Source organism: Streptomyces sp. NPDC056738 (assembly GCF_042790435.1).
Classification (GTDB): Bacteria; Actinomycetota; Actinomycetes; order Streptomycetales; family Streptomycetaceae; genus Streptomyces.
Window position 1 is genome coordinate 1 of sequence record NZ_JBHTZF010000018.1, and the last position, 25,355, is coordinate 25,355.

Here is a 25,355-nt window from a genome sequence, read left to right on the forward strand (position 1 = left end):
CGAACAGTCCGCCGCGGCACCGGGCCGCTCCGCTGTCGGCGGACCCGCGGGTTCCGCCGTGACACGGTCGGCAACATGCCGAACAAAATTGTTGACAATCTTGTTGGTCTAGATTTACGTTCGACAGGCACTCACTCAGGGAGGGCGCAATGCAGAAGGAAGCCCGTCCAGGCACCGGCGAGCAGGCCAAACAGCACGCGTTGGCGGAGCTGCGGCAGGCGATTCTGCGCGGAGAGATGGCACCGGCCCAGCGGCTGGTGGAGAACGAACTCGCCGAGCAGTTCGGTGTCACCCGGGCCAGCGCACGCGCGGCGCTGATCGAGCTGGAATCGGAGGGACTGGTCGAACGGATCCGCAACCGCGGATCGCGCGTCCGGGTGGTGACCGTGGAGGAAGCGGTCGCCATCACCGAGTGCCGTATGGCCCTCGAAGGGCTCTGCGCCGCCAAGGCGGCCGTCCTGGCGACCGACGACCAGCTCGCCGAGCTGGCCGATCTGGGCGCCGCGATGGTCAAGGCGGTCGGCGACGGGGAACCGGTCACCTATTCCGAGCTCAACCACGAAGTGCACGCCCGGATCAGGGAGTTCTCCGGCCAGCGGACGGCCGTCGAACTCCTGGAACGACTCAACGCCCAACTGGTGCGCCACCGCTTCCAGTTGGCGCTTCGCCCGGGTCGGGCCCAGCAGTCCCTGAGTGAACACCTGGCCATGATCGAGGCGATCGCGGCCCGGGACCCGCAGGCGGCCGAAGCGGCCGTCCGCGCTCACCTCGGCAGCGTGATCGAAGCGCTGCGCGACTGACGCACCGCGCGGCGACGCGCGGTGCGACGGACAGCCGAGGCGGGCGCCCACCTGTCCACCAAGGAGATTGCTCAATGACGCACGGCTACGCGCCCGCCGCCCCCGACCCGTCGGCCCCGCCCGGTGACGGGGAGCGCCCATCACGATCGACGCTGGTCGTCACCGCGCACGCCGGGGACTTCGTGTGGCGGGCGGGGGGCGCCATCGCCCTGGCCGCGTCCCGCGGGGAGAAGGTCACCATCGCGTGTCTGACGTTCGGCGAGCGCGGTGAGTCCGCGAAGGCCTGGCGCGAGGGCAAGAAGCTCGACGAGATCAAGGCGATACGCCGAGAGGAGGCGGAGAAGGCGGCCGCCACGCTCGGCGCCGCGGTCCGCTTCTTCGACGCGGGCGACTACCCGCTGACCGTCACGGCCGAGCTCACCGACCGGCTGGTGACGGTCTACCGCGAGACCCAGCCCGACGTCGTGCTCACCCACCCGGCCGAGGACCCGTACAACGGCGACCACCCCGCCGCCCACCGCATGGCGCTGGAGGCCCGCGTTCTCGCCCAGGCCATCGGCTACCCCGGCGAGGGGGAGATCATCGGCGCCCCGCCCGTCTTCTACTTCGAGCCCCACCAGCCCGAGATGAGCGGCTTCCGGCCCGAAGTCCTCCTCGACATCACCGAGGTGTGGGAGACCAAGCGCAAGGCGATGGAATGCCTCGGCGCCCAGCAGCACCTGTGGGACTACTACACCGACCTCGCCGTACGCCGCGGGGTCCAGCTCAAGCGCAACGCCGGCCCCAACCTGGGCCTGGCCCACAAGACCATGGCCGAGGCGTTCATGCGTCCCTACCCGCAGATCGCGAAGGAACTGGCATGAGCGGCGTGATCGTCACCGGCCCGCCGCGGGCGGACGCGAAGGACGTCGAGGCGATCGCGGGGTACGGCACCGCCACCGTGCACGAGGCGATGGGCCGCGCCGGACTCCTCGGCACCGGGCTGCGGCCGATCCAGCAGGGCGTCCGCGTCGCGGGCACCGCGGTCACCGTGCTGTCCTGGCCCGGCGACAACCTCATGATCCACGCCGCCGTCGAGCAGTGCGGCGAGGGCGACATCCTGGTCGTCACCACCACCTCCCCCTCCACCGACGGCATGTTCGGCGAACTGTTCGCCACCGCCCTCCACCGGCGCGGGGTGCGCGGTCTGGTCATCAACGCCGGCATCCGGGACACCGCCGAACTGCGCGAGATGGGCTTCGCCGCCTGGTCCGCCGCCGTCAGCCCGCAGGGAACCGTGAAGGCGACCGGCGGCTCCGTGAACGTGCCGGTGGCCATCGGCGGCCAGATCGTCCGGCCCGGCGACGTGATCCTCGCCGACGACGACGGCGTGGTGTGCGTGCCGCGCGAGGAAGCCCGTGAGGTCGCCGAGGCCTCCGCGGCCCGCGAGCGCAAGGAGGCGCTGGCCCGCGCCGCCTTCCTCGACGGCGAACTCGGCCTGGACCGCTACGGGTTGCGCGAGACGCTCGTACGCCTCGGCGTGACCTACACGTCGTACGAAGACCACGTACGGGACGGAGCCGCGCCGTGAGCGGGCCCCGCTTCCCGGACGGGGCCGTGCCGTGAGGGGCCCGGAGGAGGTGCGCTGCATGCTTCTGCGCGGGGGCACGTCCAAGGGTGCCTACTTCCTCGCCGGGGACCTGCCCGCGAACCCCGCCGAACGCGACGGCCTGCTGCTGCGCGTGATGGGCAGCCCCGACCCGCGCCAGATCGACGGCCTGGGCGGCGCCCACCCGCTGACCAGCAAGGTGGCGGTGGTCTCGGTCTCCGCCGACCCGGCCGCGGACGTCGACTATCTGTTCCTCCAAGTCGCCGTGGACAGGACGGAGGTGTCGGACCGTCAGAACTGCGGCAACATCCTCGCCGGGATCGGCCCGTTCGCCGTCGAACGCGGACTGGTCGAGCCGGGGGAGGGGCGTACGTCGGTACGGATCCGCATGGTCAACTCCGGGGATCTCGCGGTCGCGACCTTCCCCACCGTGGACGGCCGCGTGGTCTACGACGGCGACGCCGAGATCTCCGGCGTGCCGGGGACCGCGGCGCCCGTGGTGATCGAATTCCCGCGGGGGAGCGCCCCGTTGCTGCCCACCGGCCGTGCCCGGGACCTCGTCGCCGACACTCCCGTGACGTGTGTCGACAACGGCATGCCGACCGTGCTGATCGCCGCGTCCTCGCTGGGCGTCACCGGGTACGAGACGCCCGAGGACCTGGAGGGGGACCGGGTCCTGGCCGGCCGGCTCCGGGAGATCCGGCTGGAGGCGGGCAAGGTGATGGGGCTCGGTGACGTCGCGAACGCCACCGTTCCCAAGCTGACCCTGCTCGCGCCGCCCCGCGCGGGGGGAGCCGTCACGACCCGCACGTTCATCCCGGTGCGCTGCCACACCTCCATCGGCGTCCTCGGCGCGGCGAGCGTCGCCGCCGGGCTGCGCGTGGAGGGCGGCGTGGGACACGCCGTGGCGCGCCTGCCCGATCGGGGCGACCGGCTGCGTATCGAGCACCCCACGGGATTCCTCGACATCGAGGCCGGGGTCGACCACGGCCCCGGCGGCGGCCCGCCCGTGGCCCGGCGCACCGCCGTCGTCCGCACCGCCCGCAAGATCTTCGACGGCACGGTCTTCCCCCGGCCGGCCGGAGCCGCACATCAACCCTGAGGAGCCCCCATGGCCCCGCCGCTCGGCGACATCGCCCACCTCGGGCACGTCGAACTGCTCACCCCCGACCTGGACGCCAGCGTCCGCTTCTTCACGGAGTACCTCGGCCTGACCGAGAACGGCAGCTCCGGAGACTCCGTCCATCTGCGGACCTGGGACGACTACGAACACCACAGTCTGACCCTCACCGCCCACACGACCTCGGGCATCCGCCGCACCGCCCTGCGCGCTTCCAGCGAGGAGGCCCTCCAGCGCCGGGTCAAGGAGAGCGAGAGTGCAGGCCGCGAGGGCCGCTGGGTGAACGACGAGCCCGGGATCGGCCCGCTCTACGTCACCACCGATCCCGACGGCCACGAACTCGCCCTGTACTGGGAGAGCGAGTGGTACCGGGCGCCGGAGCACCTGAGGCCGGGACTGAAGAACCAGCCGCAGGCCAAACCCGGCCACGGGGTCGGCGTACGGCGCCTGGACCACGTGAACTACCTCGCCTCCGACGTCGCCGCGAACGGGGACTTCGTCCGCGACGTCCTCGGGGCCCGGCCCACCGAGCAGATCCGGCTCGACAGCGGGCGGATCGCCGCCCAGTGGCTGACCTTCAGCAACAAGTCGTACGACGTCGTCTACACGGAGGACTGGACGGGGTCGAGCGGGCGCCTGCACCACATCGCGTTCGCCACGGACACCCGCGAGGACATCCTGCGCGCCGCCGATCTCGCCATTGACACCGGTGTGTTCATCGAGACGGGCCCGCACAAGCACGCCATCCAGCAGACGTTCTTCCTGTACGTCTACGAACCCGGCGGCAACCGTGTCGAGTTGTGCAACCCGCTCACCCGCCTCGTCCTCGCGCCCGACTGGCCGCTGATCACCTGGACCGAGGACGAGCGGAAGAAGGGCCAGGCCTGGGGTCTGAAGACCATCGAGTCCTTCCACACCCACGGCACACCGCCCGTCGGCTGACCGTCTCCGGGACGACCTGCCGGGATCGAACGGCCGAGCGAAGCATTCCAGCCGGTACCCGCGCGCGGGCGGCACCGATCGTGTGCCGCCCGCGCGTGCTTTCACCTGCCCGTCAGTCGCCCGGGCGAAGGTCACCCGAGGTGGCCGGATCGTTTCCTGGATTGTTGACAAAAGCGTTGACACTCTCGGAGTTCACTCCTTAGCGTCTGTCGCATCACCGGGTCGGCCGCACGAGCCGCGTCGGCCCGCACCCACGACCCCCTTCCAGGGCCCCCACCTCCTGGACGAGAGGAAACAACGATGTCCTCCTCCCTCGCCCTGCCCGCTCGCGGCGGCAGCAGACTGGCCGCGCTGGTCGTCGGCCTCTGCTGGCTGGTCGTCCTCTTCGACGGCCTCGACATGTTCATCTACGGGTCCGTGCTGCCGCACATGCTGGAGACGAAGGCGCTCGGCATCGACCCCGGCAAGGCCGGCGACGTCGGCTCCTGGGCCACCTTCGGCATGCTGATCGGCGCCCTGTGCTCGGGCACCGTCAGCGACTGGGTCGGCCGCAAGAAGACGATCATCGCCTCGACCGCCGTGTTCTCGCTGGCCTCCGCGGTCTGCGCCTCCGCCGGGAGCCTGGGCGTGTTCAGCCTCGGCCGCTTCCTGGCCGGCCTCGGTCTGGGCGGCCTGCTGCCGAGCGCGATCACCATGGTCACCGAGTACGCGCCCCGCGGCCGCCGCGCCCTGATCGTGGGCTCGCTGATGACCGCTCACCAGGCGGGCGGCATCGTCGCCGGATTCGTGGCGCTCGGGACGGGCGACTGGCGGATCTCCTTCTGGATCTGCGTGATACCGCTGTTCATCGGCGTTCCGCTGGCGGCCGCGTACCTGCCCGAGTCGATGGCCTTCCTCCAGGCCAAGGGCCGCACCGACGAGGCCCGGGCGCTCGCCGACCGCTACGGCGTCGACCTCGCCGCCCGTGCCGAGGAGCGCCAGGCCGTCGCCGACCGCTTCGGCGCCGTCGCCGCCCTCTTCCGCGGCGGCCGGTGGCTCCAGACGCTGCTCTTCTGGATCGCCTCCTTCGGTGGACTCCTCCTCGTCTACGGCGTCTCGCAGTGGCTGCCCTCGCTGATGAAGGCCAACGGCTACAACCTCGGCTCCTCCATCGGCTTCGTCATCGTCATCAACCTCGGCGGCATCGTCGGCATGCTGATCGGCGGCCGCCTGACCGACCGGTTCGGCGGCTCGGTCATCTCGGCGATCTGGTTCGGCGCCACCGCCGTCGGCATCTACTCCCTCAGCGTCAAGATGCCGCTGCCCCTCACGTACACCGTCGTCTTCCTGACCGGCCTGTTCCTCTTCAGCGCCCAGGCGATGATCTACGCGACGGTGGCCCACCGCTCCGAGGACGACAACCGTGCCACGGCCGTCGGCTGGACCTCGGGCATGGGCCGCTTCGGCGCCGTCTTCGGCCCCTGGCTGGGCGGTCAGCTCCTCGCCACCGGCTCGACCACCGCGGGGTTCACCGCCTTCGCCCTCGCGGGCGCCTTCTCCCTGGTGTTCGTCAGCCTCACCGGTCTGAGCCGCGTCCGGACGGCATCCCCGGACAGCGTCCGCCCGCAGGAACTGACCGTCACCGGCTGACCGGAGCGGCACGCGGCCGGCGTCCGGGCGGGGCCTGAGGAAGGGCCCGCCCGGACGCCCTCGCGTCCCGGCGGCGTGAGCCGACCGTGCCCGGCTCCGGACCGTGCCGGGTTCCGGACCGTCCCGGGTTCCGACCGGCCGGGGGAGAGGGCCGAACGGGGCCCGTCCGGTGGCCTGTGGACACTTATTCCCGTTGCCCCGTTCGTCCCGGGATGCTGGAGTGACCCCATGGATCACGCGGCGGTACTGGCGCTGTTCGACCGGGACATGCGGGAAGGCGCGCGGCCCGACGCGCCGGGCGCCCGGGTCGAGCGCGCCGGCAAGGTGGTGCGCCAGTTCGGCGCGGACAAGGGCTGGAACGGGGTGGTCTGGTCCGACCTCGACGCGGCGAGCGCCGACGCGGCCATCGCCGAACAGGTGCGCTTCTTCTCCGGCCTCGGGGGCGGCTTCGAGTGGAAGGTCTACGGGCACGACCGGCCGCTGGACCTGGGGCAGCGGCTGCGGGCGGCGGGTTTCACCGCCCAGCCCGAGGAGACGCTGATGGTCGCCGAGCTGAGCGATCTGGCCCTCGACGTGCAACCACCCGAGGGCGTACGGCTGTTGCCGGTCACCGACCGCGCGGGTGTGGCCCTCGTCGCCGACGTGCACGAACAGGCCTTCGGCGGCGACGCCACCCTGCTGCGCCACCAACTGCTCGCCCAGCTCACCGGTGACGCGAACACGGTCGTCGCCGTCGTGGCGCTCATCGGCGACGTCCCGGTGAGCGCGGCCCGCATGGAACTCGTGCCGGGGGCCCGGTTCGCCGGGCTGTGGGGCGGTGGCACCGTCGAGGCCTGGCGGGGCCGGGGCATCTACCGCGCCCTCGTCTCCCACCGCGCCCGTGTCGCCGCCGAGCGCGGCTACCGCTACGTCCAGGTCGACGCCTCCAGCCGGAGCCGTCCGATCCTCACCCGCCTGGGCTTCCAGCCGCTGACCACGACCACCCCGTACGTGTACGCGGGCTGACGCGGGCCCGGTCCCGGCTCCTCAGAGGTCCAGCCGGTACTCCAGTTCCCGGTGGGTGGGCCGATAGCCCAGCGCGTCGTTGATGCCGATCATGTACGCGTTGCTGTCGGCGGTGTCCGTGAGCAGGCCGGAGAGTTCCGGGTACCGCAGCCGGGCCGCGCGGATCGACTCCGCCTTCATCCACAGCCCGAGGCCGTGGCCGCGGTGCTCCGGCAGGACTCCCGTGCCGTAGTGCTGGGCGTCGCCGCGTCCGTCGCCCGGTACGACGAGTTCGGAGAAACCGGCGACGGAGCCGTCCGAGCGGTCCACCACGGCCACCGTGTGCAGCGCCTCGCCCCGTGCGAGAACGGCCTCGGCGACGGCCACGACCCGCTCCACGTCCCAGACGTCGAAGCCGTGGTCGCTGCCCTCCATCGGCATGTCGTCCATGGCCCGCCGGGAGTCGGCGAAGGTGTGCGCCAGCTCGGCCGGCACGACGCCTTCCCAGCTCGTCAACGCGTAGCCGGGGTGCGGGCGTTCGGCGATCTCCGTCACCGCCGCGAGGTCGAGGTCCGGCAGCGCGAGGCGGGCGAACGTCAGGGCCAGCACCGGGCGGAACCCGTGGGCCGCGAGAAAGGGTTCGCCGGGCGAACCGGCCGTGACCCGGGCGACCAGCGACCGGCGTCCGTCCTCCCGCGCGGCCGCTAGAGCGGCGGTCAGCAGGGCGCCGCCCACTCCGGTGCGGCGCTCCGCGGGGTGCACCGCGATCTCCAGCTCGGCGCGATGGTCCCGGCCCTTGCCGCCGGACAGCCCGAGGAACGCCGAGCCCACCGGGACCCCTTCGGTGTCCGAGGCGAGCCAGGCCAGACGGCGGCCCGACGGGGAGGCGTCCGGATCGGTCAACGGTGTGATGCGTGGCGGCAAGGTGTCTCCGTGGCGTGGGGGCGCGGGCGGGCGCGGGCAGGCGAAGCCCGCAGACGGTAGCCGCGCGCGCGTCCGCCCCGCAACGCAATTCCCCGAGAGGCGCCCAGGGGGAGGCAGGGCGCCGCGACGCCCGGCCCGCGGCTGGCCGGCACCCCGCCCCGCCCGCCCCGCGTCCCCGCGAGCCGCTCGCTCAGCGGCGCGCCCTCGACCGGTCCAGGGCCGCGACACCGATCGCGGCGAGGCCTATCTGGATGAGCCACTCGATCCAGTCGACGCCCTTGGTGTCGGCGACGTCGAACGCGGCGGCGATCCCCGACCCGATGAACGCGGCCACGATGCCGACCACGATGGTCCACAGGATGCCGATGCGCTGGCGGCCGGGCACGACGAGCCGGCCCAGTACACCGATGACGATGCCGATGACGACGGCACTGATGACGCCAGAGATCTCCATCTGAGCCCCTCCTGGTCGGTCCCCCGCAGTTATGTTCTGCCCGCATCCGGCCCGGCCAGTCCGCGGCCGGGCCGGCGCCCGTGGAGAGGTCGTCGAAGGGCCTGCGGCGCACCCCGCCCGCCCCCTGGGCAACTCGCGTTTGGACATGTACCGTTCAATAATCTGTTGAACGGGAGACAGTCAACTTCCGTTCTACGCGCGCAGACTTGGCGCCCGCACCGCCTCTCCCCCCTCATCACGGAGGTTCGTCGGATGCTCGGATTCAGGAAGTCCCGCCACAGACTCACCACCGCCCTGGGCCTGTTCGGACTGCTCGTCACGGGTGCCGCGCTCCAGGCGGCCACCGCTGTTCCCGCCCACGCGGCCACCCCCCACCGCGTCCTGTTCGACAACGGCCACGCCGAGACCGCGGGCAACGCCGACTGGATCATCTCCACCAGCCAGCCCGACCCGCTCGGCCAGAACTCCAGCCCCACCTCGGAGACGTCCTGGACCGGTGCCCTGTCCTCCTGGGGCGTGGCGCTGCAGAAGACCGGCAACTACAGCCTGAAGACGCTGCCTTCGGGCTCCAGCCTCACCTACGGCGGCACGGCCGCGACCGACCTGTCGAACTTCGACGAGCTGGTCCTGCCCGAGCCCAACACGCTGTTCACCACGGCCGAGAAGACCGCGATCATGACGTTCGTCAAGAACGGCGGCGGCCTCTTCATGATCTCCGACCACACCGGTGCCGACCGCAACAGCGACGGCTACGACGCGGTCGAGATCTTCAACGACCTGATGACCAACAACAGCGTCGACAGCACCGACCCGTTCGGCTTCTCGATCGACACGCTGGACGTCGGCTCCGACTACCCGACCGCCATCAGCGACAGCACCAACGCGGTCCTGCACGGCTCGTTCGGCACCGTCACCAAGAGCCTGATCGCGGACGGGACCACGGCCACGCTCAAGCCGGCGGACAACTCGGCCGTCAAGGGCCTGGTCTACCGCACCGGCTACTCCGGGAACACCGGCGCGTTCTTCGCGACCAGCACCTTCGGCAGCGGCAAGGTCGCCTTCTGGGGCGACAGTTCCCCCATCGACGACGGCACCGGCCAGTCCGGCAACACGCTGTACGACGGGTGGAACGACACCGGCGCCACCAACGCGGCCCTCGCTCTGAACGCCACCGACTGGCTGGCCGGCACGACCAGCGGCGGTGGTGGCGGCGGCGGTGGCGGCACCTGCACGGCCGCCCAACTGCTCGCCAACCCCGGCTTCGAGTCCGGCGCCACCTCCTGGACCGCCACCAGCGGCGTCATCACCAACAGCTCCGGCGAGGCGGCCCGCACCGGCTCGTACAAGGCGTGGCTCAACGGCTACGGCTCGGCCAACACCGACACGCTGTCCCAGTCCGTGACCATCCCCTCGGGCTGCACGGCCACCCTGAGCTTCTATCTGCACGTGGACACGGCCGAGACGACCACCACCACGGCGTACGACACCCTCAAGGCCCAGGTCGTGAACAGCAGCGGCACCGTGCTGTCGACCCTGGCCACGTACTCGAACCTGAACGCCGCGTCCGGGTACACGCAGCGCACGTTCAGCCTGGGCTCCACCTACGCCGGGCAGACGGTCACGATCAAGTTCACCGGCGTCGAGGGCTCCACCCTCCAGACGTCGTTCGTCCTCGACGACACCGCGCTCAACGTGAGCTGAACCTCCGGCAAGACGAGGGGCGGGCCCAGGACCGGGTCCGCCCCTCGTGCGTCAGCGTTCGGGTGCCCGCCGGGTCAGACGACGCGGCGCACCTTGACGCCGTCGGCCTCGAAGTCGTAGACGTACTGATTGATCCGCAGCCCGTCGACGGCGCCGATCCACATGTGGTCGCGGCCCTTGCCCACGGCGGCTGAGTAGATGGTCGGCACCGCGCCGCCGTCGTTCAGGGAGGCCTTGAGCTGCGTGAAGGTGCATTGCGCGGCCTGGTCGCAGGCGGTCTCGCCGCCCGTGAGGAACCAGTAGCCGGTCGTGGTGGCGTCGATGTAGCCACTCCAGCGGTTCGTCACCGGGGCGGCGTCCGGTACCCACACGAGCGTGGAGTAGGTGTCGGTCGGGTGCGCGCTCACGTTCGGATTGATCTCGAACCTGATGTTCGGCATGTTCTTCGTGCCGCCGTAGTCGACGTTCTCGCCGGTCTGGAAGACGTGGAACCCGACTTTGTTCAGGCCCAGTACCGGATCGCCGAAGAAGTCGACCTCGTTACCGAAGTCCACCTTCTCGGCGGGAGGGGTCAGCGAGGTGGAGCTGTCCGCCACCTCGATTCCGAGGCTGCCCTTCCCGTAGGGCGGCCTGGCGGAGGAGCCCGTCACGCCGAACGATCCGTAGGGGCCCGTCCGCAGGGCGGCGACGGGGGAGCCGATGGTATTTCGTGTGATCACGCCCCAATGCTCCGACTGTGCCCGGCTTCCGTCGGCGGCGGCGGGGACCGACGCCTGGACGGTCGATGTGAGGATCGCGGTCAGTGCGGTGACCGCGAGCACCTTTCCCCGGGGCATGCCAAAACGAAGTCTCACGCTCGCTCCTCGCGGGTGGTCGATGGGTCCGACGCGCGCCGGTCCCGTCCGGCGCGACGCCCGACACGCTATGTCACCCTCAGTGACCTATGCGTCAGCGACATGCTGTTGGCATATGCCTGAATCGGGCACAAGGTGCGAAACGCTCCACTCTGCTCCTACTCTCCGTGTCGACTCGCTCCAGTACCGGCCGCCGGAACGGTGGTCTCCGACGCGTTCCACCCCGTGACCCGCACGCGGGGTGCCGAGCCGTGCAGATCGGCCGTCCGGTACGTGGCGGTGAGTGTCGTGGACTCTCCGGGCCACAGGCTGACCTGGTTGTCGGACCATCGAACGGGCAGGACCGGCTTGCCGGTGGAGTCCACCAGGTGTGCGTCGGTCAGCAGCGACGGGGTCTTTCCGGCCCCGGTGTTCCGCAGCGTGACCGTCGTCGTGGAGATGCCGTTCGCGGCGGCCGAGGTCGCGGCCGTCGCCGAGACCGGTACCCGCGCCATCGAGTTGAGCCCCCTCAGGTCCGCGTAGCCCGTCGTCGGGGTGTGGTACCAGTCGGTGTTCGCCCAGTCGAGCGTGTCCGGCCGCGTCGACAGCCAGTACACGTTCCGGCCGATCTCCCGGCCCCCGGCGTCGCGCAGGACCAGGCGCGCCAGATAGGTCGTCGCGAGACCCCTCACCGAGGGAGGAACCGTCAGGGCCCTGACGTGCGCCCCGTCACCGTGCACGGTGAGACCGCTCGCCGTGCGGTCGTACCGCTGTGTGCCGTCCGGGTCGAAGAGCGTGACGCGCGCGCTGAGACCGGACACCGGCCTGTGCCGGTTGTTCACGACGACGACGGACCGGTCGTCGTACGAGTACTGCACGTGCAGGGCCTCGTCGGCCTTCTTCGCGCCGAAGTAGGCTCCGCCCTGGTCGAGATAACGGTCCATCAACTGCCAGTGCAGCGAGGTCCATCCACTGTTGAGCATCCAGTGCACGACCCCGGTCGAGGGCTTCGTCGCGTCGGTCGCGTTGCGTCCGTAGGCCTCGAACTGCGCCCGTACGGCCTCGTACTGGGCGAGCTGCGCCTTGCGCACATAGTCGGTGAGTCCGGTCGGGGCGCCGTAGCGGCCGGCCAGGGCGGCGTCGTAGATCTTGAGCGTGCCGAACACCGGGGACGGCGAGCGGTGGTACTGCCTGGCGTCCGGGTCCTTCCAGAGGGTGTCCAGTTCGGCGGGCGACATCATGCGGCGCAGGGTGTCGAGGGTGGGGATGTCGGGGCCGGCCCCGGTCTCGGAGTTGAATCCGGTGGCGCCGCCCTCGCGCTTGGCGTACCAGTAGCCCGGCGGGACCCAGTCGTAGGGCCCGGTCATCTTCATACCCGAACGGCCGGACACGGGGGAGGAGTTGTCGGACGCGGCGGCGACCACCGGGGTCGGCCAGTCGGCCGCCTTCAGCGCGTCGAGGTAGGTCTTCTCGATCCTGGCGTCCGGCGCGAAGTCGCTGCCGATGAGGAAGGAGACGACGCTCGGGTGGTCGCGCAGCCGGGCGGCCTCGGCGGCCATCGACGCCCGGGCGACGGGGTAGTCGGCGTCGGTCCACCTGTCGCCCCGCTCGTCGCCGTTGACCTGCCCCTCCCACTTGTCGCAGCACTCCCAGCCCGGCAGGGTGAGGATGCCGTAGCGGTCGGCGAGATCGAAGAACTCGTCGGGCTCGATGTGCCCTTCCAGGCGTACGGTGTTGAGGCCCAGGTCGAGCACGTACCTCAGCCGGTCCTCGACGTATCCGCGGTCCCAGCGCAGGAACTCGTCCGGCGACCAGCCGCCGCCCTTGATGAGCAGCCTCCGGCCGTTGACGCGGTACTGCCGGGCGCCGTCGGTGTTCAGGGGCGCCTTCACGTCGCGGACGCCGAAGGTCTCGTGGGCGGTGTCCGAGACGGTGCCCGCGACGGAGGCGGTCAGATCGAGCCCGTACAGCGGCTGGCCGCCCATGCCCGCGGGCCACCACACCTTCGGTGACCTCAGGCGCAGTCCGGGGACCTCGGACGGTGAGAAGGTGACGGCCCGGGTCTGGTGCGGCGCGAGCGGGACCGTCTTCGAGAAGGACACGGAGCCGACGCGGCCGGACACCGTGGCGGTCACGGCCGAGCCGGTCTCGTTGCGGGCCCGCGCCCTGACCGTGAGATCGGCGGTCCGGAGCGAGGGGACGTCGAGGCGGGTCAGTACATGCGCGTCGCGCAGCGCGACCGGGCCGCCGCGGCGGACGAGGACGTCCCGGACGATCCCCATGTTCTGGTCCGGCGGCGGCTGGAGCCAGTCGATCCAGCCCATCGTCAGGTTCTTGTCGGGGTCGTTGGGCCGGATGTAGAAGGCGACGGTGTTGGTGCCGCGGCGGACCAGGGAGGTGATGTCCAGTTCGTGGTGCGTGTAGGCACCCTTGACCCGGTCGGCGTCGGCCACCCGGTGGCCGTTGACGTAGACGTCCGCCGCCGAGACCACCCCGCTGAAGTCGAGCTGGGTGCGCCGGGACGTGTCGCTGACGGTGAAGTCCGAGCGGTACCACCAGGGAACGGTGAAGTCGGACTTCGGGATGTTCCGCAGGTTCGTCGAGTAGAACGGGTCCGCGTACCTTCCGTTCGCGAGCAGCGCCGCGAGGACCGTGGAACGCGGGCCCGCCGGGTACCAGCCGCTCGCCCGGTAGCCGGGACGGGAGACGGCCGACGCCGGATCCCGGACCTCGGCGCCGGACCGGATCGCGTATCCCGCGAGCGCCGTGGCGCTGCCCGGCGCGGAGGCCACCGCCGTGACCGGGAGGCGGGGCGTGGCGGTAGTCGCGGCACCGGGCCCGTCGGCCCAGGCGCTCGCGGAGAGGGTGCACAACAGGCCCAGGGCGACGGCGGCCGTGGCGAGGCGCGGCCGGGAGGCAGGGCGGTGGAACACGGTGATCTCCTTGGGGGGTGGGGGGAGCATCCGCGCTTCGGCACTGCAAGTTAGGAAACTTTACTAACTGGGTCCACAAGCTAGGCCGGTGAGCAATCCGTGTCAATCACCGGCCGGACGTGCGTGACCGGCTGGGTGTTCGCACCGGCGTCACCGACTGCACGGGTGTCACCGACTGCGTGGGCGTCACCGGCCGCACGAGTGGCAGCCTTCGCGCCGTCGTCACCTGTCGCGTCGGCGTCACCCGTCGCGCCGTCGTCGGCCTTCGCGCCGCCGTCACCGTCCGCGCGGGCCTCGCCGACCCGCACCGGCCCCGCGACGCACGGCCCGGCCGACGCGGTGCGGCACACGCCCTCCCGGTTCAGGAGGCCGACCTGCGCTCGAACACCACATCGCGTGCCGTCCCCAGAGCCGTGGCCACCGCGCCGAGCAGGACCGCGTCCTCGCCCAGACGGCCGGGCGCGATCCTCGGGCGCAGCGGTGTGAGCGTCCGGAGCGTCTCGCGGACGGGCCGCAGCAGCAGGTCGACGCTGTGGCCGACCCCGCCGCCCAGGACGACCAGGTCGGGATCGAGCACCGCCGTCGCGGCGGCCACCGTGTGCGCGATCCGCTCGCCCTCCAGCCGGACCGCCTCGACCGCCGGGCCGTGCCCCTCGCGCGCCGCGTCGAAGACGGCCTTGGCGGTGAGCTGTCCGGTCATGCCGAAGTGCCGCGCGGCCTCCACGACCGCCTCGCCGGACACCGCGTCCTCCAGGGTCTCGGGCTTGTGCCGGCCCGGCCAGGGCAAGAAGCCGATCTCGCCGGCCCCGCCGTGCGCCCCCGTGAACAGCCGCCCCTCGCTGACGACGCCCATGCCGAGCCCGGTGCCGATCATGATGTACGCGAACAGCCGGCTGCCGGCGCCGACCCCGTAGGTGTACTCGCCGAGCGCCGCGAGGTTGGCGTCGTTGTGCACCTCCAGCGGGATGCCCAACTCCTCGCGCATCCGGTCGAACAGACCCGCCCGGCCCCACCCGGGCAGATGCATCGCGTACCGCACCCGGCGCTGCTTCTCGTCGTACACGCCCGGGGTGCCCACCACCGCGTGCGCCACCTCGTGCGCGCCGACACCGGAGTTGGCCACGACCTGACGGGCCGTCGACACCACGAGGTCGGCCATGGCTCCCGAACTGCGGGCGCGGTTGCGCACGTCGGCGCGCGCGACCACCGCGCCGTCGAGATCGGCGACCGCCACGCGCAGCCAGCTCCGGCCGATGTCGATGCCGAGCGCGTACCCGGCGGCGGGATCGGGGGCGTACAGGACGGCGATCCGGCCGCGCTCGGGCGCCAGCGTGCCGGCCTCGCGGACGAGTCCCGCCTCCTCCAGTGCCGCGAGCGCGCTGGAGACCGTCGGCTTGGACAGCCCCGTCTCGCGGGCGAGCTGGGCGCGCGAGGCGGCACCGCCGGAGCGCAGCCGGTCGAGGAGCAGCCGCTCGTTCGTACTGCGCAGCCTGCGGCGGTTCCAGGGCTGTTCGGGGTGCTCTGCGGCGTCGCTGGCGGGCATCGCACCATTCTCACTCATGGGCCACGCCCCCTTGACGCGCTTAGTAAGGCTCCTTAACTTTATCGCCCAGTCGGCCCCGCCGGGCGAGCCGAGGAGAGTCCGGCGCCGTTCGCCCACCCGTCGCCCCCGATCCCGTCGGCCGCCTCCAGGCCGACCGTCACCCGCACGCCTCTCCGCGCCTCCCTCCCCGCACCTCCCCCCGTAGCCCTCTCCCCGCGTCCCGTCCTGAGGAGGATCCGTGTCCGGTACCCCGCCATCCCCCGGCGGTTTCGTACGCCGCGTCGGCATGTTCCAGGCCACCGCCATCAACATGAGCCAGATGTGCGGCATCGGGCCGTTCGTGACGATCCCGCTGATGGTCGCCGCGTTCGGCGGTCCGCAGGCCGTCATCGGATTCGTCGCGGGCGCCCTGCTGGCGCTCGCCGACGGGCTCGTGTGGGCCGAACTCGGCGCCGCCATGCCCGGTTCCGGCGGCAGTTACGTCTACCTGCGCCAGGCCTTCCAGTACCGCACCGGACGCCTGATGCCCTTCCTGTTCGTGTGGACGGCGATGCTCTTCATCCCGCTGATCATGTCCACCGGCGTGGTCGGCTTCGTCCAGTACCTCGGCTATCTGGCGCCCGACATGAGCCGGACCACCGGCGATCTCGTCGGACTGGGCATGGTCGCCCTCGTCGTCGTCCTGCTGTGGCGCGGGATCGAGCACATCGCGCGGATCACCGCCGTCATGTGGGGCGTGATGATCACCTCGGTCCTCCTCGTGATCGTCGCCGCCGCCACCGACTTCAGCGCCGCGCGCGCCTTCACCTACCCGGCGCACGCGTTCGCGCTGTCCACGAGCCACTTCTGGGTCGGCTTCGCCGCGGGCCTGACCATCGGCATCTACGACTACCTCGGCTACAACACCACGGCGTACATGGGCGCCGAGATCAAGGAGCCCGGCCGCACCCTGCCCCGCTCGATCATCTACTCGATCCTCGGCATCATGGCGATCTACCTGCTCCTCCAGATCGGCACGCTCGGTGTCATCGACTGGCAGCGGATGACGGACCCCGGCGACATCGCCTCCACCTCGGTGGCCTCGGCGGTCATGGAGGAGACCTGGGGCAAGGGCGCCGCCGACACCGTCACCGTCCTCATCCTGATCACGGCGTTCGCCTCGGTCTTCACCGGGCTGCTCGGCGGCTCGCGGGTGCCCTACGACGCCGCCCGCGAGCGGGTGTTCTTCCGCCCCTACGCCAAGCTGCACCCCAGGCACCGCTTCCCGATGCTGGGTCTGGCCACCATGGGCGTCATCACCGCGATCGGTTTCCTGATCGGCCGCCACACCGACCTCGCGACCCTCATCCAGCTCCTGACCACGGTCATGGTGATCGTCCAGGCGCTGGCCCAGATCGTCGCCCTGTCGGTGCTGCGCAGGAGGCAGCCGGGGCTGCGCCGCCCGTACCGGATGTGGCTCTACCCGGTGCCGAGCCTCCTCGCCCTCGTGGGGTGGCTCACCATCTACGGATACGCGGACAAGAACTCCCCGGGCCGCCATCCCATCGAGTGGTCGCTCGCCTGGCTCGCCCTCGGCCTGGTCGCGTTCGTCGTCTGGGCCCGGCTGGAGAAGGTGTGGCCGTTCGGCCCGAAGGAGGTCACCGAGGAGTACCTGACGGCACCGGCCACGGAGGCGGAGCCGGCGGGGGCCTGACACTCGGCGCGACGGGGCGTCCGGCATCCGCGGTCGCCGGACGCCCGCGCCGTGCGGTCCCGGGGCGGTCCCGGGGCGGTCCCGCGGTGCCCGGGACCCCCTGGAGCCGCCTCATCCGAGGTGCGGGCCGCTGTCCTCGACGTGGCTCCAGGTCCACAGGACGACGTTCCGCCCCTTCGTCGTACGGACCAGGGGCGGGTCGGCGGTGAGGACGAAACCCGTCGCCTCGGCGACCGCCTGGCTCGCGGTGTTCCCGCCTTCGATGCACAGCACGACGCGCCGGCCGCCGACGCGCCGGTGGGCGAAGTCCACGACGAGCCGGACCGCGCGGGTCGCGAGCCCTCTGCCCCGGTGGGCGGCCCCCACGCCGTAGGCCAGCTCGACGTCGCGGTCGTCGGCCGTACCGGGGAACAGCAGGATCTCGCCCCGGGGCCGCCGACCGTCCGTCGTGATGGCGAGTTGCATCCCCCGCCTCTCGGCCGCCTTCTGCTCGGCCGCCGCGAGGTAGGCGAGCGCCGCCTCGGTGTCGAAGGGGGAGGCGACCGGCGTCCACCGGTCGATCTCGGGATCGTCGTAGAGCGCGACGAGGTCCGCCGCGTCGTCGTCGGACCACTCGCGCAGATGCAGCCCCAGCCCGCCGATGCGCAGGGGGCGGGGAAAGTCGAACGTGGGTCGGCTGTCCATCCGACGATCGTGACGTGCCGGGCACGCGGAGGCCAAGGATGCCAGGACACGCACAAGGATCCGGACATCACCGTGCGTATCCGTAGGGGTTTCACCGGATGCGCCGGGGCCGGGTCAGGATAGAAAGGGGGCATCGTCCGATCTTCGGGAGGCCGTGATGATCGTCCCCTTCGGAGCACTTGATTTCCTGGACCGCGCCGTCACCGTGTACGGCGACAGACTCGGCGTCGTCGACGAACCCGACCAGCCCGCCGAGTCCTGGGAGGGGCTGACCTACCGGCGCGTCGGCGAGCTGGCCGCGGCCCAGGCCGCCGGGCTCGACGCGCTGGGTGTCCCGCACGGCGCGCGCGTGGCGGTCGTCTCGCCCAACAGCGCCCGGCTGCTCACGTCCTTCTTCGGGGTCAGCGGCCACGGCCGCGTCCTCGTACCGGTCAACTTCCGTCTGACGGCCGACGAGGTCGGCTACATCGTCGAGCACTCCGGCGCGAGCGTCCTGCTCGTCGACCCCGAACTGGCCGACCGCTTCGCCGGGGTCGCCTGCAAGCACCGCTTCACGCTCGGCGCCGCCGCGGACACGGAGCTGTACCGCTTCGGCACCGACCCCCGCCCCTGGGAGGCGGACGAGAACGCCACCGCGACGATCAACTACACCAGCGGCACGACGGCCCGGCCCAAGGGAGTGCAGATCACCCACCGCAACATCTGGGTCAACGCCACCACCTTCGCCCTGCACGCGGGCATCACCGACCGCGACGTGTATCTGCACACCCTGCCCATGTTCCACGCGAACGGCTGGGGGATGCCCTTCGCGATGGCGGGCCTCGGCGTCCGGCAGATCGCGCTGCGCAAGGTCGACGGCGCGGAGATCCTGCGCCGGGTCGCCGAGCACGGCGTGACGGTGATGTGCGCCGCCCCGGCCGTCGTCAACGCCGTGCTGGCCGCCGCCGAGTCCTGGGAGGGCGAGATCCCCGGGCGCGACCGGGTCCGTATCATCGTCGCCGGCGCGCCGCCGCCCACCAGGACCGTCGCACGCGTCGAGTCCTCGCTGGGCTGGGAGTTCATCCAGATCTACGGCCTCACCGAGACCTCACCCCTGCTCACCGTCAACCGCACCCGCGCCGAATGGGACGACCTCGACCCGCAGGCCCGCGCCGAGAAACTGGTCCGCGCGGGCGCCCCCGCGCTCGGCGTGAGCCTGCGCACCGCCGCCGACGGCGAGATCCTCGCGCGCTCCAACGTCGTGCTGGCGGGCTACTGGGAGCAGCCCGCGGAGACCGAACGGGCCCTCGCCGACGGCTGGTTCCACACCGGCGACGGCGGAACCATCGGCGAGGACGGCTATCTGACGATCAGTGACCGCAAGAAGGACGTGATCATCACGGGCGGTGAGAACGTGTCCTCGATCGAGGTGGAGGACACCCTCTTCAGCCATCCGTCGGTCGCCGAGGTCGCGGTCATCGGCGTGCCGCACGAGAAGTGGGGCGAGACCGTCAAGGCCCTGGTGGTCCTCGCCCCGGACACCGAGGCCACGGAGGACGAGCTGATCCGGTACTGCAAGGAGCGCCTCGCCGGGTACAAGGCGCCGACCTCGGTCGAGTTCCGGGACGCCCTGGCCCGGACCGCCACCGGCAAGCTCCAGAAGTACAAGCTGCGCGAACCGTACTGGGAAGGACACGAACGGCACGTCAACTGACCGTCACTCCAGGTGACGAAGGGCGCCGCGGCGCGGACTCCTCGCACGCCGCGGTGACCCGGCACCGGACGCTCCCGTCGTTCCCCCGGCCGGTGCCGAAGAAGATCGCCCCCCGGCCAATCCGTTCGGCCCCCTGCTCCGGAATACCTCCGAGAGCTCCGATCGGCCGATCGGGAGCCGGGCGGGAGGAAACCGATGAGGGCGAGGCATGGGTCCGAGGACGCACGGGACGGCGGCGCCGGGCACCCCGGCGAGGAACGGCTGAGGGCACTCAGGCGTACGGCGGTGATCGGCGGGGGAGTGGCCGGGCTCACCGCCGCCTACGTGATCGGCCGCGAGCGGCCCGTCGCCCTCTACGAAGCGGACGACCGCCTCGGCGGGCACGCCCACACCCACGACCTGACCTCGTCCGACGGACGCCTGCACCGCGTCGACTCGGGCTTCATCGTGCACAACCACCGCACCTACCCCCATCTCCTGCGGCTGTTCGCCGAACTCGGCGTCGCCACCCAGGAGTCCGAGATGAGCATGTCGGTCCGGTGCGAGGGATGCGGCCTCCAGTACGCCGGCGCCCGCGGCCCCGCGGGACTCCTCGCCCGGCCGCGCAGCGCGCTGCACGGCCCCTACCTGCGGATGCTCACCGAAGTGCCGGCCTTCCACCGGGCCGCCCGCCGCCTGCTGGCCCAGGGCGGCGAAGACACCCTCACTCTGGGCGAGTTCATCACCCGGCAGGGCTTCTCCCCGTACTTCACCCGGCACTTCATGACCCCGCTCGTCTCCGCCGTGTGGTCCTGCGACGCCGCCACGGCCCGTCAGTACCCCGCCGTCTATCTGTTCCGGTTCATGGACCACCACGGCATGCTCTCGGTGGGCGGCTCGCCCCTGTGGCGCACGGTCACCGGAGGGTCGCGCTCCTACGTCGACCGGCTGGCCAAGGAACTCGACGCGGTGCACAGCTCCACCCCCGTCCGGGCCGTACGCCGCCACGCCGACGGAGTGGACATCACCACCGAGGACGGCACCACCACCTCGTACGGATCCGTCGTGATCGCGACGCATCCGGACCAGGCGCTGCGGCTGCTCGCCGACCCCACCCCGCTGGAGCGCGAGGTGCTCGGGGCGTTCCGCTACTCCCGCAACACCACCCTCCTGCACACCGACACCGCGCTCCTGCCCAGCGCCCGCGGGGCACGGGCCTCCTGGAACTACCTGATGCCCGACTGCGACACCGACGCGGACCGGGTCCGGGTCAGCTACGACATGAACCGGCTGCAACGGCTGGACGCGCCCGAGACGTTCGTCGTCACCCTCGGCGGCGAGGACCGGGTCGACCCGGCCCGGGTCCTGGCCCGCATGGAGTACGAACACCCCGTCTACACACCCGAGTCCGTCGCCGCCCAGCGCCGACTCCCGTCCCTCAACAGCCCGGTGACCGCGTACGCCGGCGCCTACCACGGCTGGGGCTTCCACGAGGACGGCTGCCGGTCCGGCGTCGAGGCGGCCGAGGCGCTGGGGGTGACCTGGTGACCCACACCCCCGCCCTCTACCCCTGCACGGTCGCGCACGTACGGACCGCACCCACCCGGTACGCGCTCCGCCACCGCACGTACATGTGGCTCACCGACCCCGACCGGCCGCCCGAACTGCCCTACCCGCTGCGCCCGTTGGCCCGCTTCGACCCCCGGGACCACTTCGACGGCGACCAGCCCAGCATCCGCGCGGGCCTCGACCGGTTCCTCGCCGCGCACGGCGTCGACCTGCGCGGCGGACCCGTGCTCATGCTCACCCACGCACGCGTCCTCGGCCATGTCTTCAACCCGCTGACCCTGTACTGGTGCCACGACCCCGACGGCACCGCCCGCTGCGTCGTCGCCGAGGTCCACAACACCTACGGCGAACGCCACTCCTACCTGCTGCGCCCCGACGACGGCGATACGGCCCGGACCCGCAAGGAGTTCTACGTCTCGCCGTTCTTCCCCGTCGACGGCGCCTACCGGATGCGGCTGCCCGAGCCCGGCGACAGGCTCGACCTGACCGTCCATCTGGAACGCGTGGGCACCCGGCCCTTCACCGCCACCGTACGCGGGACACGGCAGACCGCGAGTGCCGGCGCGCTGCTGCGCCAGGCACTGCGCCACCCCTGGTCCACCCTCGCCGTGTCCGCCGCCATCCGCCTGCACGGCATCCGCCTGTATCTGCGCGGACTGCCCGTCCAGCCCCGCACCCCGCAACGAGCCCAGGAGAACGTGAAATGAGGACAGCCGAGTCCTGCCCCGTCGAGACGCCCCGACAGGACACCGACCCGCTGCGCTGGACGGACGTGGTGACCCGGCCGCCGTCGTCGCGGGCCCGCACGGCCGTCACCCGCGCCGTGGTGCGCCGTGCCCTCGAACGACTGCCGCTCCAGGCGCGGTTCGCCGACGGAACCCGGGCCGGCCTCGGCGGCCCGGTCGTCGAGATCCACGACCCCGACGCCTTTTACGCCCGCATCGGCACCCACGGCCTCGTCGGCTTCGGCGAGTCCTACATGGCGGGGGAGTGGGACGCGCCCGACCTGGTCGCCGCGCTCACCGTCCTCGCCGGGAACGCGGCCCGGCTGATCCCCGCCCCGCTCCAGCGACTGCGCGGCCTCTGGGCGCTGCGCCGGCCGGACGTCCAGCGCAACACCCCCACGGGCGCCCGCGACAACATCAGCCGCCACTACGACCTGTCCAACGACCTGTTCGCGCTGTTCCTGGACGACACCCTCAGCTACTCCTCGGCCCTCTTCCGCGGCTTCCCCGCCTCCTGGTCCCTGCTGGCCGACGCCCAGCACCGCAAGATCGACCGGCTCCTCGACCTCGTCGAGGCGGGACCCGGCACCAGGCTCCTGGAGATCGGCACCGGCTGGGGCGAGCTGGCGATCCGTGCCGCCGCGCGCGGCACCCACGTCACCTCCCTCACCCTCTCCCGCGAACAACAGGCCCTGGCCCGTGAACGGGTGCGCGAGGCGGGAGCCGAGGACCGGGTGAGCATCGAGCTGTGCGACTACCGCGAGGCCACCGGCACGTACGACGCCGTGGTCAGCGTCGAGATGGTCGAGGCGGTCGGCGAGGAGTTCTGGCCGGTCTACTTCGCCACCCTCGACGAACGGCTCGCACCCGGCGGCCGCGTCGCGCTCCAGGCGATCACCATGCCGCACGACCGCCTGCTCGCCTCCCGCGACACCTTCACCTGGATCCAGAAGTACGTCTTCCCCGGCGGGCTGCTGCCCTCCGTGGAGGCGGTGGACGAGGTGACCCGCGCCCACACCTCCCTGCGCACCACGCGCAGGGACGCCTTCGGCGCGCACTACGCCGAGACCCTGCGGCTGTGGCGCGAGCGGTTCACCGAGCGGGCCGACGAGGTCGCCGCGCTCGGGTTCGACGAGACCTTCCGCCGGATGTGGACCTTCTATCTCGCCTACTCCGAAGCAGGGTTCCGCTCCGGCTATCTGGACGTCCAGCAGTACCTGTTCACGAAGGGCACGCCGCAGGCCGCGGGAGCCCGGGACGCGAAGGAGGACACCGGGCCATGACGGGTTTCCCCTGGGCGGCGTTCGCCCAGAACCTCGCTTTGGCGGCCGGCGCGGCCCTCGCCGTCATGCTGGTCACCTTCGCCGTCGGCGTCCGCCGGGGCCTGCACCGGATCGTGGACGTGGCCTGGGGGATCGGCTTCACCGCGGTGGCCCTCGTCACCTTCCTGGCGTCCGCCGGTGAGGGTGACGAGGCCCGCCGCGTGCTCGTCACCGTCCTCACCTCGGTGTGGGGACTGCGGCTGGCCGTTCACATCGCGCGGCGCGGACGGGGACACGGCGAGGATCCACGCTACGAAGCCATGCTCGCCAAGGCGCCCGGCAGCCGTGACCTCTACGCCCTGCGGATGGTGTACCTCCTGCAGGGCGCGCTGGTCTGGCTGGTGTCGCTGCCCGTCCAGGCCGCGCAGTACATCCCGGGGCCGCTGACGGGCTTCGCCTGGGCCGGCACCGCGCTGTGGGCCGTCGGTCTGTTCTTCGAGTCGGTCGGCGACGCCCAGCTCGCCCGCTTCAAGGCCGACCCGGCGAACCGCGGCCGCCTCATGGACCGCGGCCTGTGGAGCTGGACCCGCCACCCCAACTACTTCGGTGACTTCTGCGTCTGGTGGGGCCTGTTCCTGCTGGCCTGCGACAGCCCGCAGTCGGCCGCCGTGGCCCTCGTGTCACCGCTGGTGATGAGCTACCTGCTGATCAACGGCAGCGGGAAACCGATGCTGGAGCGCCACATGGCGAGCCGCCCGGGATTCGCCGAGTACGCGGCGCGCACCAGTGGCTTCTTCCCGCTGCCGCCACGGAACCGCCACTGACCGGCCCGGCGGCCGAGGTGCCGCCTGGCCGGTCAGGTGCCGGGTGTTCGTCCCCTCCCCCGAACCGAGGGGACGAACACTCAGACGGGCAGCCCCAGCAGGGCCACCGGCGCGGACGTCGGCCTGGCCGAGCCGCCGGCCGGTTCCACGGTGATCCCCATGCCGGACGCGCCGTCGACGGAGCCCTTCATCAGAACGGCCTCGCTGGTGCGGCCCGGGTCCATCAGCCCGGCGGACCGCATGGTGCCCGCGTCGTCGAACCAGAGCTGGTAGACCTTGCCCCCGGGCGGCTTCGCCATCTTCGAGGAGATGAACACGGCCCGGTCCCGGCTCCGGGACACGACGACCGTGCCGCTCGCCCCGTCCGCCAGCTTCCCCGTACGGGACGACGCGTCGGGGGCCGTGAGCACCGCGGCCACCTGGTCCGCCCGCCGTTCGGCCTGACGGGCCTGCTCCTGGGCGTCCTGCGCGCGCTCGTGCTGCCAGGCCGCCGTACCGCCCAGCGCCGCCACCGCGGCCAGTGCCGCGGCCAGCGCCCAGTGCCCGGGCCGGAACCGGCGGATGCCGGCGGCCCGCGGAGCGGGGAGGGTGCGCGGCGGCTCCTGGCGGACCGTGGTGATCCGCCGCATGACCTGGTCCTTGAGGGCCGGGCCCGGCGAATCGGTGACGGCCAGGCCCAGGCGGGCGGCCGTGGCGGTCAGCTCGCGGACCTCCTGCGCGCAGTCGGCGCAGTCCGCGGCGTGCCGCTCGAAACGCTCGCGTTCGTCGTCGGCCAGCGCGTGCAGAGCGTACGCGCCGGTCAGTGTGTGCAGGTCAGCCGTGCTCACGCCGTCACCCCCAGACAGTCACGCAGTCGGATCAGCCCGTCGCGCAGCCGGGTCTTGACCGTGCCGAGGGGAGTCGCCAGCAGCTCCGCCACCTCCCGGTAGGTCAGCCCGCGGTAGTAGGCCAGTGTCACCGACTGACGCTGGAGTTCGGTCAGCGTGCGCATGCAGCGCCGTACCTGCTCACGTTCCAGCCGCGCCTCGACCTGCTCGGTCACCTCGTCGAACTCGGGCGTCCGGTCGAGGAGGGCGGCCTTGTGCTCCCGCGCCGTCGAGGCCTCGACCGAGCGCACCCGGTCCACGGCCCGCTGATGGGTGAGGGTCAGGACCCAGTTCATCACCGAGCCCTTCTCGGGGCGGTAGCGGGCGGCGGTCCGCCACACCTCCACCAGCACCTCCTGGGCGACCTCCTCCGACTGCGCCCGGTCACGCAGGACCCGGCGCACGATGCCGAGGACGGGGCCCGCCACCACGTCGTAGAGCGAGGCGAACGCATCCTGGTCACCTCGGGCGACCCGGGCCATGAGATCCGGCAGGTCCGGCCCCGCGGACGGGTTGCGCCCGATCTCCACGGCTTCCTTCACAGTGTGGTCCTCCAAGACGCTTCGAACATTTCGGATGTGATCCGAAGCCGGTGGGTCGGCGGATTGG

The 25,355-nt window shown here is 71.9% G+C and carries 22 protein-coding genes; 14 read left to right on the forward strand and 8 right to left on the reverse strand.

What is annotated here, in order from left to right; all coding sequences use genetic code 11:
• Positions 1 to 149: 149 nt before the first annotated feature.
• From ACFRIC_RS35405 to ACFRIC_RS35435, 7 genes are all read left to right on the forward strand, one after another.
• On the forward strand, positions 150 to 800 hold the full coding sequence (locus tag ACFRIC_RS35405) for a GntR family transcriptional regulator (protein ID WP_382794766.1): 651 nt from the start codon (positions 150 to 152) through the stop codon (positions 798 to 800).
• 74 nt (positions 801 to 874) lie between these two features.
• Entirely contained in the window at positions 875 to 1,663 is a 789-nt protein-coding gene (locus ACFRIC_RS35410) for a PIG-L deacetylase family protein (RefSeq protein ID WP_382794769.1), read from the forward strand.
• Positions 1,660 to 2,370, forward strand: a complete 711-nt coding sequence (locus ACFRIC_RS35415) for a 4-carboxy-4-hydroxy-2-oxoadipate aldolase/oxaloacetate decarboxylase (RefSeq protein WP_382794772.1) — start codon at positions 1,660 to 1,662, stop codon at positions 2,368 to 2,370. The genes ACFRIC_RS35410 and ACFRIC_RS35415 overlap by 4 nt, the downstream gene beginning before the upstream one ends.
• Positions 2,371 to 2,428: 58 nt before the next feature.
• Positions 2,429 to 3,490, forward strand: a complete 1,062-nt coding sequence (locus ACFRIC_RS35420) for a 4-oxalomesaconate tautomerase (RefSeq protein ID WP_382794775.1) — start codon at positions 2,429 to 2,431, stop codon at positions 3,488 to 3,490.
• A gap of 9 nt (positions 3,491 to 3,499) precedes the next feature.
• Positions 3,500 to 4,450: a catechol 2,3-dioxygenase gene (locus tag ACFRIC_RS35425; protein ID WP_382794778.1), complete on the forward strand. Its 951-nt coding sequence runs from the start codon at positions 3,500 to 3,502 to the stop codon at positions 4,448 to 4,450.
• 300 nt (positions 4,451 to 4,750) lie between these two features.
• On the forward strand, positions 4,751 to 6,079 hold the full coding sequence (locus ACFRIC_RS35430; protein WP_382794781.1) for an MFS transporter: 1,329 nt from the start codon (positions 4,751 to 4,753) through the stop codon (positions 6,077 to 6,079).
• Between the two features lie 228 nt (positions 6,080 to 6,307).
• Positions 6,308 to 7,084: a GNAT family N-acetyltransferase gene (locus tag ACFRIC_RS35435; RefSeq protein WP_382794784.1), complete on the forward strand. Its 777-nt coding sequence runs from the start codon at positions 6,308 to 6,310 to the stop codon at positions 7,082 to 7,084.
• 21 nt (positions 7,085 to 7,105) lie between these two features.
• Here ACFRIC_RS35435 and ACFRIC_RS35440 read toward each other — a convergent pair whose 3' ends face one another.
• Both ACFRIC_RS35440 and ACFRIC_RS35445 read right to left on the reverse strand, forming a co-directional pair.
• Complete coding sequence (locus tag ACFRIC_RS35440) at positions 7,106 to 7,987, reverse strand: GNAT family N-acetyltransferase (protein ID WP_382794787.1); 882 nt, start codon at positions 7,985 to 7,987, stop codon at positions 7,106 to 7,108.
• Positions 7,988 to 8,177: 190 nt separating this feature from the next.
• Positions 8,178 to 8,441, reverse strand: a complete 264-nt coding sequence (locus tag ACFRIC_RS35445; protein ID WP_382794790.1) for a GlsB/YeaQ/YmgE family stress response membrane protein — start codon at positions 8,439 to 8,441, stop codon at positions 8,178 to 8,180.
• A gap of 252 nt (positions 8,442 to 8,693) precedes the next feature.
• On the opposite strand from ACFRIC_RS35445, the gene ACFRIC_RS35450 reads away from it, so the two are divergent.
• Positions 8,694 to 10,142 (forward strand): hydrolase, encoded by a 1,449-nt coding sequence (locus ACFRIC_RS35450; RefSeq protein ID WP_382794792.1) that lies wholly within the window; start codon positions 8,694 to 8,696, stop codon positions 10,140 to 10,142.
• A 74-nt stretch (positions 10,143 to 10,216) separates the two neighbouring features.
• On the opposite strand, the gene ACFRIC_RS35455 is transcribed toward ACFRIC_RS35450, so the two are convergent.
• The 3 genes from ACFRIC_RS35455 to ACFRIC_RS35465 all read right to left on the reverse strand — a co-directional run bounded on the left by ACFRIC_RS35455 (position 10,217) and on the right by ACFRIC_RS35465 (position 15,469).
• The gene (locus ACFRIC_RS35455) at positions 10,217 to 10,861 is read right to left on the reverse strand and encodes a hypothetical protein (RefSeq protein ID WP_382794794.1); all 645 of its coding nucleotides are present in this window, start codon (positions 10,859 to 10,861) and stop codon (positions 10,217 to 10,219) included.
• A 293-nt stretch (positions 10,862 to 11,154) separates the two neighbouring features.
• Positions 11,155 to 13,908 carry a sugar-binding domain-containing protein gene (locus ACFRIC_RS35460; RefSeq protein ID WP_382794797.1) on the reverse strand — a complete coding sequence of 918 codons (2,754 nt, stop codon included), beginning with the start codon at positions 13,906 to 13,908 and terminating at the stop codon, positions 11,155 to 11,157.
• A 361-nt stretch (positions 13,909 to 14,269) separates the two neighbouring features.
• Positions 14,270 to 15,469, reverse strand: coding sequence for an ROK family protein (locus tag ACFRIC_RS35465; RefSeq protein ID WP_382794799.1), 1,200 nt, complete (start codon positions 15,467 to 15,469; stop codon positions 14,270 to 14,272).
• Positions 15,470 to 15,689: 220 nt separating this feature from the next.
• Here ACFRIC_RS35465 and ACFRIC_RS35470 point away from each other — a divergent pair, with 220 nt between their 5' ends.
• On the forward strand, positions 15,690 to 17,144 hold the full coding sequence (locus ACFRIC_RS35470) for an APC family permease (RefSeq protein WP_382794801.1): 1,455 nt from the start codon (positions 15,690 to 15,692) through the stop codon (positions 17,142 to 17,144).
• A gap of 111 nt (positions 17,145 to 17,255) precedes the next feature.
• Here the strand turns inward: ACFRIC_RS35470 and ACFRIC_RS35475 are convergent, their stop codons facing one another.
• Entirely contained in the window at positions 17,256 to 17,828 is a 573-nt protein-coding gene (locus tag ACFRIC_RS35475) for a GNAT family N-acetyltransferase (RefSeq protein WP_382794804.1), read from the reverse strand.
• A gap of 157 nt (positions 17,829 to 17,985) precedes the next feature.
• On the opposite strand from ACFRIC_RS35475, the gene ACFRIC_RS35480 reads away from it, so the two are divergent.
• The 5 genes from ACFRIC_RS35480 (at position 17,986) to ACFRIC_RS35500 (ending at position 23,880) form a co-directional block, all read left to right on the forward strand.
• Positions 17,986 to 19,521, forward strand: coding sequence for an AMP-binding protein (locus ACFRIC_RS35480; RefSeq protein WP_382794808.1), 1,536 nt, complete (start codon positions 17,986 to 17,988; stop codon positions 19,519 to 19,521).
• 195 nt (positions 19,522 to 19,716) lie between these two features.
• Positions 19,717 to 21,048 carry an NAD(P)/FAD-dependent oxidoreductase gene (locus ACFRIC_RS35485; RefSeq protein ID WP_382794810.1) on the forward strand — a complete coding sequence of 444 codons (1,332 nt, stop codon included), beginning with the start codon at positions 19,717 to 19,719 and terminating at the stop codon, positions 21,046 to 21,048.
• On the forward strand, positions 21,045 to 21,776 hold the full coding sequence (locus tag ACFRIC_RS35490) for a DUF1365 domain-containing protein (protein WP_382794813.1): 732 nt from the start codon (positions 21,045 to 21,047) through the stop codon (positions 21,774 to 21,776). Before ACFRIC_RS35485 ends, ACFRIC_RS35490 begins: the two co-directional genes overlap by 4 nt.
• The gene (locus ACFRIC_RS35495; protein ID WP_382794816.1) at positions 21,773 to 23,077 is read left to right on the forward strand and encodes a class I SAM-dependent methyltransferase; all 1,305 of its coding nucleotides are present in this window, start codon (positions 21,773 to 21,775) and stop codon (positions 23,075 to 23,077) included. The genes ACFRIC_RS35490 and ACFRIC_RS35495 overlap by 4 nt, the downstream gene beginning before the upstream one ends.
• Positions 23,074 to 23,880 (forward strand): DUF1295 domain-containing protein, encoded by an 807-nt coding sequence (locus tag ACFRIC_RS35500; protein WP_382794818.1) that lies wholly within the window; start codon positions 23,074 to 23,076, stop codon positions 23,878 to 23,880. Before ACFRIC_RS35495 ends, ACFRIC_RS35500 begins: the two co-directional genes overlap by 4 nt.
• A gap of 80 nt (positions 23,881 to 23,960) precedes the next feature.
• On the opposite strand, the gene ACFRIC_RS35505 is transcribed toward ACFRIC_RS35500, so the two are convergent.
• Both ACFRIC_RS35505 and ACFRIC_RS35510 read right to left on the reverse strand, forming a co-directional pair.
• Entirely contained in the window at positions 23,961 to 24,707 is a 747-nt protein-coding gene (locus tag ACFRIC_RS35505; protein WP_382794822.1) for an anti-sigma factor domain-containing protein, read from the reverse strand.
• A complete protein-coding gene (locus ACFRIC_RS35510) occupies positions 24,704 to 25,288 on the reverse strand; it encodes a sigma-70 family RNA polymerase sigma factor (RefSeq protein WP_355775278.1) in 585 nt (194 codons plus the stop codon). Before ACFRIC_RS35510 ends, ACFRIC_RS35505 begins: the two co-directional genes overlap by 4 nt.
• Positions 25,289 to 25,355: the final 67 nt, after the last annotated feature.

Bases quoted from the DNA above. Each gene is read 5' to 3' on its own strand.
- ACFRIC_RS35435 (WP_382794784.1), top strand. From the start codon at position 6,308: ATGGATCACGCGGCGGTACTGGCGCTGTTCGACCGGGACATGCGGGAA.
- ACFRIC_RS35420 (WP_382794775.1), top strand. From the start codon at position 2,429: ATGCTTCTGCGCGGGGGCACGTCCAAGGGTGCCTACTTCCTCGCCGGG.
- ACFRIC_RS35415 (WP_382794772.1), top strand. From the start codon at position 1,660: ATGAGCGGCGTGATCGTCACCGGCCCGCCGCGGGCGGACGCGAAGGAC.
- ACFRIC_RS35425 (WP_382794778.1), top strand. From the start codon at position 3,500: ATGGCCCCGCCGCTCGGCGACATCGCCCACCTCGGGCACGTCGAACTG.
- ACFRIC_RS35445 (WP_382794790.1), bottom strand. From the start codon at position 8,441: ATGGAGATCTCTGGCGTCATCAGTGCCGTCGTCATCGGCATCGTCATC.
- ACFRIC_RS35480 (WP_382794808.1), top strand. From the start codon at position 17,986: ATGATCGTCCCCTTCGGAGCACTTGATTTCCTGGACCGCGCCGTCACC.
- ACFRIC_RS35485 (WP_382794810.1), top strand. From the start codon at position 19,717: ATGAGGGCGAGGCATGGGTCCGAGGACGCACGGGACGGCGGCGCCGGG.
- ACFRIC_RS35450 (WP_382794792.1), top strand. From the start codon at position 8,694: ATGCTCGGATTCAGGAAGTCCCGCCACAGACTCACCACCGCCCTGGGC.
- ACFRIC_RS35500 (WP_382794818.1), top strand. From the start codon at position 23,074: ATGACGGGTTTCCCCTGGGCGGCGTTCGCCCAGAACCTCGCTTTGGCG.
- ACFRIC_RS35475 (WP_382794804.1), bottom strand. From the start codon at position 17,828: ATGGACAGCCGACCCACGTTCGACTTTCCCCGCCCCCTGCGCATCGGC.
- ACFRIC_RS35405 (WP_382794766.1), top strand. From the start codon at position 150: ATGCAGAAGGAAGCCCGTCCAGGCACCGGCGAGCAGGCCAAACAGCAC.
- ACFRIC_RS35410 (WP_382794769.1), top strand. From the start codon at position 875: ATGACGCACGGCTACGCGCCCGCCGCCCCCGACCCGTCGGCCCCGCCC.
- ACFRIC_RS35495 (WP_382794816.1), top strand. From the start codon at position 21,773: ATGAGGACAGCCGAGTCCTGCCCCGTCGAGACGCCCCGACAGGACACC.
- ACFRIC_RS35430 (WP_382794781.1), top strand. From the start codon at position 4,751: ATGTCCTCCTCCCTCGCCCTGCCCGCTCGCGGCGGCAGCAGACTGGCC.
- ACFRIC_RS35465 (WP_382794799.1), bottom strand. From the start codon at position 15,469: ATGAGTGAGAATGGTGCGATGCCCGCCAGCGACGCCGCAGAGCACCCC.